This window comes from Acinetobacter sp. AG3 (assembly GCF_022343575.1).
Classification (GTDB): Bacteria; Pseudomonadota; Gammaproteobacteria; order Pseudomonadales; family Moraxellaceae; genus Acinetobacter; species Acinetobacter guillouiae.
Genome location: NZ_JAKQZD010000001.1, coordinates 4085379 through 4102420, shown reverse-complemented (window position 1 = coordinate 4102420; position 17042 = coordinate 4085379). Strand labels below are relative to the sequence as shown.

The 17042-nt window shown below is 40.1% G+C and carries 16 protein-coding genes, 2 tRNA genes and 1 rRNA gene; 11 read left to right on the top strand and 8 right to left on the bottom strand.

Going from position 1 to position 17042, the window contains the following annotated elements; all coding sequences use genetic code 11:
* Nucleotides 1–19 precede the first annotated feature (19 nt).
* Genes L3V46_RS19065 through L3V46_RS19055 form a run of 3 tightly spaced genes read right to left on the bottom strand, consistent with a single transcriptional unit; the run spans nt 20 to nt 1489 of the window.
* A complete protein-coding gene (locus L3V46_RS19065; RefSeq protein WP_004717976.1) occupies nt 20–541 on the bottom strand; it encodes a hypothetical protein in 522 nt (173 codons plus the stop codon).
* A gap of 4 nt (nt 542–545) precedes the next feature.
* Nucleotides 546–848 (bottom strand): YciI family protein, encoded by a 303-nt coding sequence (locus tag L3V46_RS19060; protein WP_239046509.1) that lies wholly within the window; start codon nt 846–848, stop codon nt 546–548.
* Between the two features lie 26 nt (nt 849–874).
* A complete protein-coding gene (locus tag L3V46_RS19055; RefSeq protein WP_004717972.1) occupies nt 875–1489 on the bottom strand; it encodes an inner membrane-spanning protein YciB in 615 nt (204 codons plus the stop codon).
* Between the two features lie 44 nt (nt 1490–1533).
* Between L3V46_RS19055 and L3V46_RS19050 the strand changes: the two genes are divergently transcribed.
* Nucleotides 1534–2385 (top strand): PHP domain-containing protein, encoded by an 852-nt coding sequence (locus L3V46_RS19050; RefSeq protein WP_034611696.1) that lies wholly within the window; start codon nt 1534–1536, stop codon nt 2383–2385.
* A 122-nt stretch (nt 2386–2507) separates the two neighbouring features.
* On the opposite strand, the gene ybeY is transcribed toward L3V46_RS19050, so the two are convergent.
* Genes ybeY through miaB form a run of 3 tightly spaced genes read right to left on the bottom strand, consistent with a single transcriptional unit; the run spans nt 2508 to nt 5605 of the window.
* Nucleotides 2508–2993 carry an rRNA maturation RNase YbeY gene (gene ybeY / locus L3V46_RS19045; protein ID WP_004818840.1) on the bottom strand — a complete coding sequence of 162 codons (486 nt, stop codon included), beginning with the start codon at nt 2991–2993 and terminating at the stop codon, nt 2508–2510.
* A 9-nt stretch (nt 2994–3002) separates the two neighbouring features.
* Nucleotides 3003–4112 carry a PhoH family protein gene (locus L3V46_RS19040; RefSeq protein WP_004717967.1) on the bottom strand — a complete coding sequence of 370 codons (1110 nt, stop codon included), beginning with the start codon at nt 4110–4112 and terminating at the stop codon, nt 3003–3005.
* A 38-nt stretch (nt 4113–4150) separates the two neighbouring features.
* Complete coding sequence (gene miaB, locus L3V46_RS19035; protein ID WP_004717965.1) at nt 4151–5605, bottom strand: tRNA (N6-isopentenyl adenosine(37)-C2)-methylthiotransferase MiaB; 1455 nt, start codon at nt 5603–5605, stop codon at nt 4151–4153.
* Nucleotides 5606–5894: 289 nt separating this feature from the next.
* On the opposite strand from miaB, the gene L3V46_RS19030 reads away from it, so the two are divergent.
* From L3V46_RS19030 to L3V46_RS19015, 4 genes are all read left to right on the top strand, one after another.
* Entirely contained in the window at nt 5895–7868 is a 1974-nt protein-coding gene (locus tag L3V46_RS19030) for a lytic transglycosylase domain-containing protein (RefSeq protein ID WP_034611701.1), read from the top strand.
* A 38-nt stretch (nt 7869–7906) separates the two neighbouring features.
* The gene (locus tag L3V46_RS19025; protein WP_004717962.1) at nt 7907–8566 is read left to right on the top strand and encodes a hypothetical protein; all 660 of its coding nucleotides are present in this window, start codon (nt 7907–7909) and stop codon (nt 8564–8566) included.
* A gap of 170 nt (nt 8567–8736) precedes the next feature.
* Complete coding sequence (locus tag L3V46_RS19020; protein ID WP_004717959.1) at nt 8737–9723, top strand: malate dehydrogenase; 987 nt, start codon at nt 8737–8739, stop codon at nt 9721–9723.
* A gap of 235 nt (nt 9724–9958) precedes the next feature.
* On the top strand, nt 9959–10213 hold the full coding sequence (locus L3V46_RS19015; RefSeq protein ID WP_004818847.1) for a DUF2789 family protein: 255 nt from the start codon (nt 9959–9961) through the stop codon (nt 10211–10213).
* A gap of 129 nt (nt 10214–10342) precedes the next feature.
* Here the strand turns inward: L3V46_RS19015 and L3V46_RS19010 are convergent, their stop codons facing one another.
* Nucleotides 10343–10870 carry a hypothetical protein gene (locus L3V46_RS19010; protein ID WP_004818848.1) on the bottom strand — a complete coding sequence of 176 codons (528 nt, stop codon included), beginning with the start codon at nt 10868–10870 and terminating at the stop codon, nt 10343–10345.
* 104 nt (nt 10871–10974) lie between these two features.
* Nucleotides 10975–11577, bottom strand: a complete 603-nt coding sequence (locus L3V46_RS19005; RefSeq protein ID WP_239046508.1) for a 2OG-Fe(II) oxygenase — start codon at nt 11575–11577, stop codon at nt 10975–10977.
* Between the two features lie 116 nt (nt 11578–11693).
* On the opposite strand from L3V46_RS19005, the gene rlmJ reads away from it, so the two are divergent.
* The 6 genes from rlmJ to L3V46_RS18975 all read left to right on the top strand — a co-directional run bounded on the left by rlmJ (nt 11694) and on the right by L3V46_RS18975 (nt 16965).
* Nucleotides 11694–12551, top strand: coding sequence for a 23S rRNA (adenine(2030)-N(6))-methyltransferase RlmJ (gene rlmJ / locus L3V46_RS19000; protein WP_004717951.1), 858 nt, complete (start codon nt 11694–11696; stop codon nt 12549–12551).
* 164 nt (nt 12552–12715) lie between these two features.
* Entirely contained in the window at nt 12716–13543 is an 828-nt protein-coding gene (gene pssA / locus L3V46_RS18995; RefSeq protein ID WP_004717950.1) for a CDP-diacylglycerol--serine O-phosphatidyltransferase, read from the top strand.
* A gap of 42 nt (nt 13544–13585) precedes the next feature.
* Nucleotides 13586–14671 (top strand): DUF6670 family protein, encoded by a 1086-nt coding sequence (locus L3V46_RS18990; protein ID WP_239046507.1) that lies wholly within the window; start codon nt 13586–13588, stop codon nt 14669–14671.
* 471 nt (nt 14672–15142) lie between these two features.
* Nucleotides 15143–16681: ribosomal RNA gene (locus L3V46_RS18985) — 16S ribosomal RNA — on the top strand.
* Nucleotides 16682–16740: 59 nt separating this feature from the next.
* Nucleotides 16741–16817, top strand: a tRNA-Ile gene (locus L3V46_RS18980).
* Nucleotides 16818–16889: 72 nt separating this feature from the next.
* Nucleotides 16890–16965 (top strand) — tRNA-Ala (locus L3V46_RS18975).
* The last annotated feature ends 77 nt before the right edge of the window (nt 16966–17042 follow it).

Sequence of the window (17042 nt, the reverse complement as noted above, 5' to 3'; positions counted from 1 at the left end):
ATAATGTCGAAGCAGTGGCTTACCACTGACGACGACGTTTGGTATAGATATAGCTTGCGATTAAAAAGCCAAGTAAAACACCAACAGCAATGGTCGCAGCACCATATAAGAACATTTGCGCACTTTGTTCACTTTGTAGAACTTGAACTTGTACACCCAGATTGTCATTTTTGAGTTGTAATTCTTGGTTCTGTGAAAGGGCTTCTAAATTGGCCTTTTCAAGTTGCTGTAAACGTGTTGCTTGGTCTTTAACCAAAGCTTTAGCTTTGGCATCTTGAGATGCTTTTTCTTTGCTAATTTGTTCAGCTGTTAACGGTTTATTTTCTTGTGCTTGCGCCTGTGTTTGGGTACTGGAATTTGCGCCTGCTACAGCAGGAATAATACTCGGTTTTGGCGGTGCAACAGGTTGGGCCGCCTGAGTAGGCGCTGCCGTCGTTGCTTGAGTCGCTGAAGATTGAGTAGGCTCAGCCGATACAACAGGTGATAAAAGTACAAAAGAACTTAAAGTCAGGCTAAGTAAGCTTTGGACGACAACGCGCATTATGTTATCCCTTAGGCAATGCTTTATTGAATGGTTTAACATCAATATGACTATAAATCCCTTCTTTTAAGAAAGGTTCTTCTTTTAACCATTCATCCAAAGCTTCACGGCTGTCAAAATCGAGAATTAAAGTACTGCCATAAAAACCTGCTTGTGGATTTTCACGATCAATCGGTATCGCGCCAGCCACGATGACACGGCCTTCAGCATCTAACTTCTCGAGTCGAGCTAAATGTTGTGGGCGTACAGCAAGACGTTTTTCTACTGTACCTGCTTGATCTGTACACGTAATTACAAATAATGGCATGATATTTCTCGATTTTCTAAAACACTTTATTCATCGGTAGATTTAAAGTGTTTTCGTAATATAACAAACTGGATAATAATAAAGGAAAACATGACGATCATGTCACCAAATGCTGTAAATTCACCCCAATATTTTCCACCTGCAAATAAAAATGCGAAGAAAATATGTAAACAAGACATGACAATGAACATTGCAGCCCATGCAAAGTTTAGATTTTTCCAGCCTTTTTCAGTCAGGTTTAAAACAGGACCAAATAATCTTTGAATGAGTGGCTTCTTTTCTTTACCAAAATAGGGAGAGAGTAAGAACGCGCCAGCAAAGGCTAAATTCAAAATTGCAGCTTTCAGGCGAATATAGAAGTCATCACTCAACATTAAGGTGATTCCGCCAAAAATGACGGTCATAAACAAAACAAACCATTGTTGTTTATCCAGACGGAATTTTTGGAAAATGAATAACGCACCATAGACCACAAGCATTGAAATAATCAGACCTGTAGTTGCAACAAGAATGTTGTTGTTATTTACACCACCTGCTGAGCCGATCAATTGTAATAATGGATGATCGGTGTTTTTAGGATCAACCGTTTTGTATAAATAAAAGAAAATTATGAGGGGCACAAAGTCTAAAAGTGCTTTCATGTTAAAGTATCTAGTCTGTTCAGGTTGATGGGATAGTATAAAAGATGCAAGGCATAGATTTACATACTCACAGTAATATTTCTGATGGGACTCTGACGCCAGAGTTATTGGTTCAAGCTGCCATCGAGAAAAGCATACATACACTTGCATTGACGGACCACGATAGCATGGATGGCTTAATACAAGCTGAACAATTTGCAAAAAATCAACCAATTCAAATCATTTCAGGTGTAGAAATCTCTAGTCAATGGTCCAGACCAGAGACTAAAAAAAGTTATGGTGTACATATTGTTGCGCTCAATATGCAAAATCCTGAACCATTACAACAGCTTTTAACGCAACAGAAGAAAATTCGTGCTGAGCGAGCTAAGCAAATCTGTGATTTGCTAATTCCTTTGATTCATCAGGATATTTATGCAGAAGTTGTGGCAAAGGTAGATGGTGAACCTGATCGGATTACTCGGACGCATATTGCCAAGACCCTTGTAGAAAAGGGTTTTGTTCAGCGCGCACAGCAGGCATTTGATAAATACATTAAGGAAGGTAAAAAAGCCTATGTGAAATTTGATGGTTTAGGTTTAGCAGAAACCATTCAAGTGATTCATGAGAGTCAAGGTTTTGCAGTATTGGCACATCCAACACGTTATGATCTATCAGCAACAAATACCCGTTATTTAATTGAAATCTTTGCACAATATGGTGGTGATGCTGTTGAGCTTCCACCCGCAATGGAACCCGCTTCAACACGACAAATGGTCGATCGAATGATTGCTGAACACGGTTTAAAAGTCTCTGTGGGGAGTGATTTCCATGGTGACAATATGCCTTGGATTAAATTAGGCAATATTCCACGTGTCAAAGAAGGGCAAGTTGGGATTTGGGAGAGTTTCCGATAATACACCATGATGATGTATTCAAATACTTAGATTTTGAATGAGATCAGTTTTTTGAAAGGCATCTCATTTGAATGAAACAAAAAATCCCTCTAGAGCAGAGGGATTTGGAGTTGATTATAAAATCAACTTTCTTTAACAGTATAAGGGTTTTCAAAGCCTAGTTTTTTCAAGATTTCAATTTCGAGTGCTTCCATTTCTTCAGCATCATCATCAGAAGTTTCATGGTCATACCCCATTAAATGTAAGGTGCCATGAACCAGCATATGAGTGAAATGCTCAATCGGTGTTTTTTGTTGTTCAATCGACTCTTGTAAAACCACGGGGATGCAAATGACTAAATCACCGATGGGTAATGCATCGAGCATGGGTAAAACTTCTTCTGGAATCTCACTTGGAAAAGACAATACATTGGTGGGTTTGTCTTTTTCACGATATTCAAAATTTAATTTGTGACTTTCATCTTCATCAACACACGCAATTCCGATTTCACAATCTTGGTCTACATCAATATGACGTAGTGTTGTTTCAATGACTTTTTTTACATAGACACGCTTGAGCACCAATTCTGGTGCTTCAAACGCTTGTTGTAACGATAAGCTAAGTTTCAAAAACAGTCCTTAAACATTTTCCTGATTTGCAGCAGTATGTTCCTCATGTTGAGCATCTGCGGCAGAATCATTTTCAGAAATTAAGGCTTCTTGACGTGCTTTACGTTCTGCACGTGCTTCAGCACTTAAACGGTATTGTTCACTGTCCCATCCTTCATAAGCCTCTACAATTTTTTGTACCAGCTGGTGACGAACGACATCACGGGAATGGAAGCGAGTGATGTGAATTTCTTTGATCTTTTCGATAATACGCAATGCGTGAGCAAGACCAGACTGTTGCCCGCGTGGTAAATCGACCTGTGTAATATCCCCAGTGATCACTGCACGAGAACCAAAACCTAAACGGGTCAAAAACATCTTCATCTGTTCAGGGGTGGTGTTTTGTGCTTCATCGAGAATTACAAAGGAATGATTTAATGTACGACCACGCATATAAGCAAGTGGTGCAACTTCAATCACTTGGCGCTCAATCAGTTTTGCAACTTTTTCAAAGCCAAGCATTTCATACAATGCATCATAAAGCGGGCGTAGATATGGGTCGATCTTTTGGCTTAAATCGCCCGGCAAGAAACCGAGTTTTTCCCCAGCTTCAACAGCAGGGCGAACCAAAAGGATACGTTGAATTTCATTACGTTCTAGCATATCTACCGCAGCAGCGACTGCAAGATAGGTTTTACCTGTACCTGCAGGGCCGATTCCGAAAGAAATATCGCTTTGTAGAATACGTTGTACATAACGTTTTTGATTGGCACCACGAGGGTTGATTCGACCTTTACGCGTTTGCAACCAGACATCATCTAAACCGGTATGCTCATTGTCTGAAAGGTCGTCTTGTAACTCACGGTCAGTTTGGCTGCCTTGAATCATCAAATGAATCGTATCAGCACTGATTTGCTGAGAGAGTTCAGCTTCTGCATGCAAACGCTGCAATAAACCTTCAGCTCTCTCAACTGCTTCTAAATCACCATCGATATAGAAGTTATCGTTGCGATGAGAAATGTTGACATTTAAACGTTGTTCGATTTGTTTCAGATGACCGTTATAAGCACCTAACATGCTTTTTAAACGTTCAACTGAAATACCTGGAAAAGCTACTGTACGTCGAATCGCTGCAGTCAAGAGATATCCTTTTTTAAAGTAAAGTCTATACCCTTACATTACGCCACGTCAGGCTCAAGATTCAAGAGTTCTCCATAAACTAAATTTAGGGTCTTAATCTCTGTAACCTCAATCTCTGCAAAGCGTCCGACCCAAGAGGCGTCACCTACAAATGTTACTAAACGTGTATTGTCAGCTGTACCGACCAATAAATTTGGATCTTTATTGGAAACATTTTCAACCAGTACACGTTGAATGGTGCCTAACATCGCATCGGTTTTACGAATACTTGATTGCTTAATCCAGTGTTGAACTTTGGCTAAGCGTTCTTTCTTGACTGCATCAGAGGTGTCATCAGGTAATTCAGACGCTGGTGTGCCAGGACGTTTTGAATAAACAAAACTATAAGAATGATCAAAGTCTAAATCTTGGATAAACTGATAGGTTTCTTCAAAATGTGCATCAGTTTCACCAGGGAAGCCGATGATAAAATCTGAAGATAAATGCATATCTGGACGAGCTTTACGCAGTTTGGCAATTTTTTCGATATAGACATCAATGGTGTGGTTACGCTTCATCGCTTGTAACACATCATTTGAGCCACTTTGTACTGGTAAATGCAGATGTGAAACCATTTGTGGCAGGTCACGGTAGCATTGAATTAAATCTTCATTAAATTCGAGCGGATGTGATGTTGTATAACGTAAACGACCGATTCCTGGAATTTCTGCAACCAAACGTAATAAATCTGCAAAGGTACAAATTTCACCTTCAAAAGTTTCACCACGATAGCCATTTACATTTTGTCCTAAAAGGCTAATTTCGCGAACGCCTTTTTCAGCCAAACCAGCGATTTCTGCCAAGACATCATCCAAAGGACGAGAAACTTCTTCACCGCGAGTATAGGGAACCACACAGAAAGAACAGTATTTCGAGCAACCTTCCATAATTGAAACAAACGCTTTGTAACCTTCAACACGCGGTTCAGGTAAAAAGTCGAATTTTTCAATATCAGGGAATGAAATATCTACAAGTTTAATTTTGTCTTTCTTCGGCTTTTCAATTTGCTCAACATGCTGATCCAGCATTTGTGGTAAACGGTGCAAGGTTTGAGGGCCAAAAACCATATCGACATACGGTGCACGTTTTTGAATATTGTCGCCTTCTTGAGAAGCAACACATCCACCAACACCGATGACGAGATCAGGATTTTTTTCTTTTAATTTGCGCCAGCGACCCAGCTCAGAAAATACTTTTTCTTGGGCTTTTTCTCGAATTGAGCAGGTATTCATTAACAGGATATCTGCGTCACTTGGATCTTTGGTTAAAATGTAACCGTGTGAGTCGCCTAAAAGATCTGCCATACGATGACTGTCATACTCATTCATCTGACACCCTTGCGTTTCGATATACAGTTTTTTTACTGCACCGTCGGCTGGGGTGTGCTGTGGCTGGGTTACAGTGTTTTCTGAGGCAGCTTTGGCACCATTGGGAATGAAGGTTTGAACCGTCATGGAGGCGTCTTTCCTATGAATAAAGGGAATTTTGAATGTGTACTAAGCCTGCTATTTTAACAGACTCATAAAAGGCGCGCCATTTTATAGCATTTAGAGTGAACTCAGGAAAATATTTAGCGGCTATTGCCATTTATTGGATTGTAGGGCATTGAAAATGAAAATTATGAAGAAAAAATAGAGAACAATATTAATGATGAATCATAAGGTTACATAACACAACAGTAGAAATGGATTAGAATAATTAAACTAGGCACAAATAAGTGCATCAGTATGTTAAAGGCACATCATGCAGGTTGAGAGAAAAACGGTGTTAAAGCAGCAACTTAAGCAAAATAAATTAAAACTTTACCTTTTAGGAACAGTTGCATGTACAAGCCTGCAAGTGGCTCATGCTGCTGAAGAGCAGTTTAATGATGCTTTACGCAATGCAAATAATCCAAGTGCTTTAGAACAATATCGTTCTTCAATGCAAAATGATGCTTTGGGCTATTATCCTGAGTATTGGTCACTGAATTCAAATCTCGCTTTTCAACCTTCTGCAAATATTATTAGCTTTGCGCAACGTTATCCTCAATCGGCGATGGCGGAAAAGTTGGCTGCGGATTATGTCGAAGAAAAGGTTAAACAAGCAGATTACGCCAGCGCGCAACCTGTATTGCAATATGTCTCTAATCCAGATCAAGCAGAACGTTGTGCCGTTGCTCAAGTTCGTGCGAAAACTGGTGACGTTTTGGTCTATGCTGAATTTAAAGATGTTTGGTTGGCAACCAATTCTCAACCTGAGTCATGTAATGGTTTAGGCCGCATGATGCTTAGTAGCCCACTCATGACTGCTCAAGATCGTCAACAACGATTATATGCACAACTGAGAGCAGGGCAGTCTGGTCTAGCCATCGCTACCGCACAAACGATTGGCGTTAATTTATCGTTAACCCAATTGAACCAAATCCAAGCGAATCCATTAAATTATTTATGGTCTGCACCAAAAAATAATGTAGAAGATTATGCTTATTTGGTTTATGCATTGGGTCGTGCGGCAGATACGGATTTAACCAGCGCTTTGCAGTCGGTACCTAAGTTGGTTCAGGGTGTACCAGCGGATGTGCAAAAATATATTTATCGTACTGTCGGTTATATCGGCGGAACGACCGTTATGAAAAATAATTTTAATCGTGAAGTACTGCAAAATTTTGATGCAAGCTATGGTGCGCCATTCAGTGCAGAAGAAGCAGAAGTTTATGCACGACAAGCCATTCGATTTGGGGCTTGGGAAAGTGTGATTCGTGCAATAGACAGTATGAGCGTGACACAAAAGCAAGAAGACCGTTGGCAATACTGGTTGGCACGTGCTTCAGAACAACGCAATGATGCACAATCTAAAAGAACCGCCAAAGATATCTATCAACGATTGGCAATGTCGGGTGATGATTATCATAATTTGCTTGCCAAAGATCATTTGGGGCAAAAATATAATGATAGCCCTGCCAGAGAACAGCCTTCAACTGATGATCAGCAACGCTTAAATAGCGATATTCATTTCCGTCGTGCATTTACTTTGCGAAATATTAATGCGCCTGCGACTTATACCAATAGGGAATGGAACTGGGCGGTACGTCAGGCATACTTAAAACATGATGATGGGTTACTGCTTGCTGCGGCAAAACGTGCAACTGATATGGGCTGGTATGATCGTGCAATTTATGCGGCAGAACGTACTGAGAAAAAACATAACTATGTTTATCGTTATGCCACACCTCATCAGTCGTTGGTGGTGAGTCATAGCCGTAATGCGGGTATTGATCCTGCTTGGGCCTATGGTTTAATGCGCCAAGAAAGCCGTTTTGTAACTGCTGCTCGCTCACATGTTGGTGCAGGTGGTTTGATGCAAATCATGCCAGGCACTGCAAAGTTGGTGGCAAAACAAATGGGTGAAACTTATAATCCTGCTGCGCTCAGTGATGCCAATACCAATATTCGCTATGGTACTTTCTATCTGTCGATGATTCATGGTCAATTAAGCAGTAATCCTGTCTTGGCAACCGCAGGGTATAATGCAGGGCCAAATCGCGCGAAACGTTGGCAGCCAGATTATCAAAATCTTTCAGCAGATCAATATACAGAATCTATTCCTCTGAATGAAACACGTGACTATGTCAAAAATGTGATGACCAATGCAGCACATTATGGAATCTTGTTGGGACAAGGGCCTCAAGCGATTGAGAGTCGTATGCCTGTTATTCCAACCCGTGTTTCACAATAAAACTATTTGGACTTGGATGAAACTTTGTTGGTAAATCAATGATTTTCAAAATTTTGCGTAAATTGAAACAATCTTGCTTAGCATGGAGCTTATGCTTTGCGGGATTGTTTGGGCTCAATGTGCAGTTACATGCTGCACCGCAATTACAAGGCTATGTCATGCAAGTCCAGTTGACACCTGCTGTCTGTGCACTTGATTCTTCAAAACAAAAGCAACGCAAATGTCTCGAAGGTTATTCATTGACCATCACAGGTCTGTTGCCTGAAACGACAGAGCGGAATTGCACCACCAATACATCTGCAAGTTTGACCCCTTTACAAGCTAAGGTGGTTGCACGGGTAATGCCTGAGGAAAATGCACGTATTCAATTGTGGCGTAGCGTGGGTGGCTGTGTTCCAATGAATGCGAGTCAATATTTTAGAACTGTGATTAATTTAGCAGATCGTTTGAAAATTCCTGCAGATTTAACCAGCTCTGAAAACAAGAATGTGCAACATAATGCGTTAAAAACTCAATTTGTTAGATTAAACCCGGGAATGAATAACGACAGTATCCGTTTTACTTGTCAAAGTTCATCATCAAACCCAGTGTTAACCGAGGTTCAAGTGTGTTATCGGGTCAATGGTCAGTATAAACAATGTTCAAATCACATTGTTTCAAACTGCCCAAATACATTCTCGATCAAAGGGACTTATTAGTTCTTCTGAGGAATTTTATTTATATTTCCTATCATACTTTTGTTGAAAAGCATTCTCTTTTACATGCAACTGTTAAAGGATTGGAGTACAATCTTTGCCGTTTATGATAATTCGATTAAAACGGATTTAACCGTTTAATCACATTAACGATCCTCATTGGAGATAATTACATGAAGCAACCTGTTCGCGTTGCCGTTACTGGCGCAGCTGGTCAAATCGGTTACAGCTTATTATTCCGTATCGCTAGCGGTGAAATGCTTGGTAAAGACCAACCCGTTATTTTGCAATTGTTAGAAGTTCCATTTGAGAAAGCTCAAGCTGCGCTTAAAGGCGTAATGATGGAATTAGATGACTGTGCTTTCCCATTATTGGCTGGCATGATCGGTACTGATGATCCAAAAGTTGCATTTAAAGATGCTGACTACGCGTTATTGGTTGGTTCACGTCCACGCGGTCCTGGTATGGAACGTGCTGACTTGTTGAAAGTGAACGGTGAAATCTTCATTGGTCAAGGTCAAGCACTTAACGAAGTTGCGAGCCGTGACGTTAAAGTACTTGTTGTAGGTAACCCTGCAAATACAAATGCTTATATCGCAATGAAATCTGCTCCAGATCTTCCAGCGAAAAACTTTACAGCAATGTTACGTCTTGACCACAACCGTGCATTGACTCAAATTGCTCAAAAAGCGGGCGTTGCTGTAGCGGATATCAAAAACCTTACAGTTTGGGGTAACCACTCTCCAACAATGTATGCGGACTACCGTTTTGCAACTGCAAATGGCGTAAGCTTAAAAGACAAAATCAACGATGCTGATTGGAACGCAAACGTATTCCTTCCAACTGTTGGTAAACGTGGTGCTGCAATCATTGAAGCGCGTGGTCTTTCTTCTGCTGCTTCTGCTGCAAATGCTGCGATCGATCATATGCGTGATTGGGCACTTGGCACCAATGGCGAATGGGTAACAATGGGTATTCCTTCTGACGGTTCTTATGGAATTCCTGAAGGTGTGATGTACGGTGTTCCTGTAATTTGTGAAAATGGCGAATACACTCGTGTTGAAGGCTTAGAAATTGATGCATTCAGCCGTGAACGTATGGACAAAACTCTTCAAGAACTTGAAGAAGAGCGCGCAGCTATTGCTGATATGCTTAAATAATTAAAATTTAATCTGTTAAAGATTAATTTTGAAAAAAGCACTCTATTTAGAGTGCTTTTTTTTATGGTTCAAATCAAACATCCAGAAAAAAGATAATTGATGTTAAGCCAACATTTGTTTGTTTTTTAATCACAAATTGAAACAAGAAAATTAAAATCTAGACTATCTTTTAAAATTATTTTCTTATAAGTTAATTGAATAAAAGATGACAAATAAATTTATATAAGGAGGCAATATGCTCAGGACGAACACACCATCCTTAGAATTACTATTTTCTCAACTTGGTTTGGCAAATAGTCCCGCAGCAATTGAGCTATATGTACGCACTCATCAATTGCCAGCAAATCTTTCATTACATGAAGCGCCGTTTTGGAATAAATCTCAACGTGACTTATTAATTAGTCACTTGATACAAGATGATGATTGGGCAATTTGGATTGACGAGTTAAACCAACAATTACATCTAGATGCGTATAAGCTAACAGCCTAATGATTTAGTTTCCCCCAGAGCAACAAAAAAGATGGCCGTTATGGCCATCTTTTCTATTTTGTATCGATCAAATTAGTATTGATCAAAACGAATAACAAATTGAGTCATTTTGAATGAGCATAGCACTGATCAATGTAATTTAGACTGAATCATTTGACTAAACCAAGCTTCATTGCGAACAGGTCTAAATGCAGTGTGTTGTTGCAGTAAGGTTAAATCAAAATCAGTTGTCTTGATATATTTACTCAGCCAGTGACGAGTTAATGCAAATTCATTTTTACTCACAGATGCATAAGCCAACATAAAGTAAATATCAGCATGATGATGTTGTGCCAATGGTTTTAAAATTTGCTGCGTAATCAAGGCATAACGTGATTCTTTGGTCAATTCAAAGTAAATCATATAGGCTTTGGCCAAATGCAAAGAAAGCTGAATGTAGACTGACATTGGCATTTCTTCATATTCAAATCGTGCAGTTTCAAGTAAAACAATGGCTTCTTGCAAGAAATGGATTTGTTCCTGCTTTGAATGACTTTGAGTGACCAGCTGTAAGCGTAAGTCCCCACGTTCAAGTGCAAGTTCAGGTGTATTGCCTGACAAATACAATTGATCTGTTTCCCCAATGCGCGAGATGATTTGTTTTGTATTATCAAACATGTGCTGAATCCTCTGAATTTATGAAGAGTATTATGAGGTCTATTTCAATAATTTAAAGCTTGCCCTATAGAGATACAGCGTTGCAAATTTGAAAACTGAGTATATTACAACACTGTATTGTCGCTTCTTAGCCATGCGGTAATTGATAATCGCTGATGTTTGGCTTCTAGCACTTCATGTAATAAATCACTTTGGAACATGGCAATACGATTAGGCTGGGGATCTATTGTATGCCAAACATTATTTTTATCCTGTAAGTGTAACTTTCCACCCCAGTCATCCTGCCATTCTTGGTGTAGATAATACACCGTAGAAATCATACGGCCATTTTTACCTTGCGGATTATCGCGATGAAGTGCATAGAATTCACCTGCGTTATAGCAGGCAAAATGTGCTTCTACATCCTGAATACCTAAATAAAATGAGTAGTTTAAAATTTGCGAGAGTTGTTTGAGTGCATCAATATGCTGTTGTGCGATCGTGAGCTCTTCATTGATCCACAAGATATGGTCGCTGCGAATATTGCTGATCACACCATTTTGAATTGCTGCTTCACGAAAGCGATTTAAATTTGAAGTACATTCTGCAACCAGTTGAAGTCCATATTCAGCGGAGTAAGCATGATCAATAATGGTAAATCCACGTTGATCTAAATCATCAAGAATTTGATCAACATTCCATGACTTTGGGAGTAGCAGCGCTTCCATAAATTACCAAAAAATAGTGCAATAAAGATATGTTGTTATATTAGAACAAACGATGGACAGTGAAGAAATATTTTTTCGTGTTAAAATGATTATTGAACTCAGGAATTAATCGAAACATGAATTACCGTCACCATTTCCATGCAGGCAACTTTGCCGATGTCATGAAACATGTGTTATTGCTGCAACTTTTGACACGTCTAAATACTAAAGACAAACCATATCGCTATATAGATACACATGGTGGTGCAGGTAAATATGATTTATCTACTTCTGAAGCACAAAAATCAGGTGAATTCTTAACCGGTATTCATCGTCTGGTTAAGCTGGATGAGTCGATTAAACGTAATGCGCCTGAAGGTGTAAAACAATATCTTAAAATTGTTGAAGATATGCGTGCAGGTTCAGGTAAAGGCGCTTATCCAGGTTCACCGTGGTTTGCACTTGAAGGCATGCGTGATATTGATAAAGCGACTATTTTTGAAATGCAGCGTGATGTGTTTCAACAACTGTATTTTAATATTCGCGATAAACGTGCGGGTTTACATGAGCGTGATGCTTATGAAGGTCTTTTGGGGGTTATTCCTCCAAAAGAAAAACGTGGTTTGGTGATGATCGACCCACCTTATGAATTAGAACGTAAAGACTTCCCGCAATTGGTTGAGTTGATTGCCACTGCACATAAAAAATGGCCAACAGGCGTATTTGCCATTTGGTATCCAATTAAAGACCGTGCCATGATTGATCGTTTTGAAAAGAAAATGATGAAAACAGGGATTCGCCGTCAGTTGGTCTGTGAAGTTTGTGTTTGGCCAGATGACACACCAGTCGGGTTGAATGGTTGTGGTTTATTGGTGATTAACCCACCTTGGAAATTCTCTAACGATGCTGATGAGGCATTGCAATGGTTGTTCCCACATTTACGTATGAGTGAAAATGGTGGACATGCTGCTGTTCGCTGGTTAGTGGGTGAATAATCCATTCGATTGGATATCAACAGAAACATGAACGATGGTGTGAATTACAAATTAAGACGAAATACATTGAGTAATTCACATCAATTTCACTTAAAAATGAATGTGATAAAATATTTAAGTGAGATATCAACAGCTCTATAAGAGCCATAGATAGGATTCAAAAAATGACAAATATAAATAAACCAGAAAGCCCAAACTCTTCTAATCAAGACCATGGATTTGATGGCATTACTTTTGAAGTGGAAGAAGAAGAGCATACCCATGAAGGGCAGAAGGTCAAACGTCGCGGAATCTATTTGTGGCCTAACCTGATTACAACATCTGCGTTGTTATCTGGCTTTTACTCGATCATTGCCAGTATGAATGGTGACTTCACTCAAGCCGTTTATGCGATATTCCTTGCAGCACTATTTGATGGTTTAGATGGTCGTGTTGCTCGTGCAATTGGTGCACAAAGTGCTTTTGGTGAACAATTCGATTCTCTTTCAGATCTCTTGGCATTTGGTGTTGCGCCAGCAATTTTGATGTATAGCTGGAGTTTGCATGATCTAGGGCGGATTGGCTTGGCTGCTTGTTTTGTTTATACCGCATGTGCTGCATTTCGTTTAGCCCGCTTTAATGTACAAATTGGTGTGGTCGATAAGCGTTATTTCATCGGTGTGGCAAGCCCATTAGCAGCAATTATTATTATTGCATGGGTATGGGTTGGACAAGATTTTACCTATATTTTTGATTTAAAAGATGTTGCGATTCAAGCGACCAATGCATTTGTTATCATTGCAGTAGGTTTGTTGATGATTTCAAATATCAAATATTATTCTTTTAAAACAGTAGACCGTAAACGTGTTCCATTCTTTGTATTGCCTATAGCAGTTTTTATCCTTGCAGCAATCACTTATAATATTCCTGTAGGGATTTTAGTCATTTCGATTATCTATGCGATTTCTGGTTTTGTGACAACATTCTTAGCGAGAAAGAATACTGTTGAATAAAATGTAAAAAGATAAAAAGATAAAAAGGTAAGGGGGCTTGATATGCGGTTGTTTCAAGATTTCTTAGATCAGTCTAAACAGCTGAATCAAGCTCAAAAGCCTATAGAACTTTGCTGTCATCCCCCACAAGACAGATATAAAATTATTCATCAAAAATTAGTGCTTGCCAATTTACCTGCACCGTTGCATTACCTCAATTTTTTTAGTTTGATTGGACAGCCCAATAGTCCTGTTTTTTGCAATAACAATGAAATCTCAACAACTGCTTTAGATACAGCAACCTTACTGGTCAGCTCCAGCCCCCATATGGTGGGACAATTAAACTCATATTCAATTCAGCATGAATGCCAATTTCACCTTGATGAAAATAGCAATGTGACCTATACATTTGGTCAAAAAGAAAAAGTGTTTGGAAAAATTCCTGATTTTACTGTTCAAAGACAGGATGACGAATTGAGTGTGAATTTAAGCATTACGACAATGCCTTTAATTTCTCATTTTATTCATTTGAAATTTGGATTTGCACAGCACTGGTCTTTGGTTGCGCATTGTAAAGGGACAATTCAATACAAAGATCAAAATTACGAAATTGAACAAAATGCTGTTTTTGAATATATGAAAACAGTGAATTTCCCTTATCTACCTTATGCGCTGTATACATATCAATTGATTCAAGTGAATGATGATCTACAGATTATTTTTATGCATAGTCGTGATCAGATGAATAATATTTTACATTCACGTATCTATATTCGAGATATTCAAAACAATGAAACAAAAATGCTTGATCGACAGGTCTGTTTCAATATTCATCGGGTGTTCCCTAAAGTCACAACAGTAAATCATCAGGAGATGTATTTACCACGCGAGTTTGAATGGCAATATCAAGATGAAAATACCAAAATTGATATTCAAGCTCAAAGCCGTGGTGATTATAAATTTGGCTTAGCTGCAGGTTATGTTGGAAGTTTTGTTTATCAACTACATCTCAATGATGAATACTATCAAGGTGAGGGTGGTTACTGTGAATATATAGATTGCCGCCCTTTAAAATGGCAGGAAATAGATAAAGACAATAAATTATCAAATAAATCGAGCAGTCCTGTGCTGATCATGCTTAAAAAATAGACCAAAAAACAGAAATAAGGCCAATTTAGAAGAATAAATAAGCAAGTGATAGATAAAATGAAAAATAATTAAAAAAAGGGGTTGTGTTGGGTAAGGAATGCTGTAGAATGCACATCCATCGGCGGTGATGTTAAATAAAACTTCTGATAAATCAGGCACTTGATTAAGTTGTTAAGATTTCGAATTGAGATTTTAAGATGAGATTGGAGTTGGGTTTGTTAGAAAAAATAATTAACATTATTGATTGACTTTTTAGAGATAGAGAGTAGTATAGCCGACCTAGCTTGATGCTGACGAAGCATTGAGAAGATCATTAAGAGAATATGAAGAACAACTTGTGTGGATTTTTACTGATTGATTGATCGAAATATTATCATTGATTGATTGGTTTAAATTACTCGAAGTTTATTTGAGAGAATTTGTCAGTACATTGATGAGCCAGAATTGTGACCTTAAGTCACTAATGATTTTTAACTGAAGAGTTTGATCATGGCTCAGATTGAACGCTGGCGGCAGGCTTAACACATGCAAGTCGAGCGGGGGATGTTGCTTCGGTAACTGACCTAGCGGCGGACGGGTGAGTAATACTTAGGAATCTGCCTATTAATGGGGGACAACATCTCGAAAGGGATGCTAATACCGCATACGCCCTACGGGGGAAAGCAGGGGATCACTTGTGACCTTGCGTTAATAGATGAGCCTAAGTCGGATTAGCTAGTTGGTGGGGTAAAGGCCTACCAAGGCGACGATCTGTAGCGGGTCTGAGAGGATGATCCGCCACACTGGGACTGAGACACGGCCCAGACTCCTACGGGAGGCAGCAGTGGGGAATATTGGACAATGGGGGGAACCCTGATCCAGCCATGCCGCGTGTGTGAAGAAGGCCTTATGGTTGTAAAGCACTTTAAGCGAGGAGGAGGCTCTCTTGGTTAATACCCAAGAAGAGTGGACGTTACTCGCAGAATAAGCACCGGCTAACTCTGTGCCAGCAGCCGCGGTAATACAGAGGGTGCGAGCGTTAATCGGATTTACTGGGCGTAAAGCGTGCGTAGGCGGCTTTTTAAGTCGGATGTGAAATCCCCGAGCTTAACTTGGGAATTGCATTCGATACTGGGAAGCTAGAGTATGGGAGAGGATGGTAGAATTCCAGGTGTAGCGGTGAAATGCGTAGAGATCTGGAGGAATACCGATGGCGAAGGCAGCCATCTGGCCTAATACTGACGCTGAGGTACGAAAGCATGGGGAGCAAACAGGATTAGATACCCTGGTAGTCCATGCCGTAAACGATGTCTACTAGCCGTTGGGGCCTTTGAGGCTTTAGTGGCGCAGCTAACGCGATAAGTAGACCGCCTGGGGAGTACGGTCGCAAGACTAAAACTCAAATGAATTGACGGGGGCCCGCACAAGCGGTGGAGCATGTGGTTTAATTCGATGCAACGCGAAGAACCTTACCTGGTCTTGACATAGTAAGAACTTTCCAGAGATGGATTGGTGCCTTCGGGAACTTACATACAGGTGCTGCATGGCTGTCGTCAGCTCGTGTCGTGAGATGTTGGGTTAAGTCCCGCAACGAGCGCAACCCTTTTCCTTATTTGCCAGCACTTCGGGTGGGAACTTTAAGGATACTGCCAGTGACAAACTGGAGGAAGGCGGGGACGACGTCAAGTCATCATGGCCCTTACGACCAGGGCTACACACGTGCTACAATGGTCGGTACAAAGGGTTGCTACCTAGCGATAGGATGCTAATCTCAAAAAGCCGATCGTAGTCCGGATTGGAGTCTGCAACTCGACTCCATGAAGTCGGAATCGCTAGTAATCGCGGATCAGAATGCCGCGGTGAATACGTTCCCGGGCCTTGTACACACCGCCCGTCACACCATGGGAGTTTGTTGCACCAGAAGTAGGTAGTCTAACCGTAAGGAGGACGCTTACCACGGTGTGGCCGATGACTGGGGTGAAGTCGTAACAAGGTAGCCGTAGGGGAACCTGCGGCTGGATCACCTCCTTAACGAAAGATTGACGATTGGTAAGAATCCACAACAAGTTGTTCTTCATTGATGTATCTGAGGGTCTGTAGCTCAGTTGGTTAGAGCACACGCTTGATAAGCGTGGGGTCACAAGTTCAAGTCTTGTCAGACCCACCAAGTCTACTGATTGAGTTTGAATGAATTTGAAGTTCAAATTACAGAAGATCAGATATATTAAGATCTTAAGCTGGGGACTTAGCTTAGTTGGTAGAGCGCCTGCTTTGCACGCAGGAGGTCAACGGTTCGACTCCGTTAGTCTCCACCACTAATTAAAGACTAAGTGATTACAGAACTTAGTAAGCCGATAGCTTATTAAGTTCTGTGATTTATCACAGTTAACTA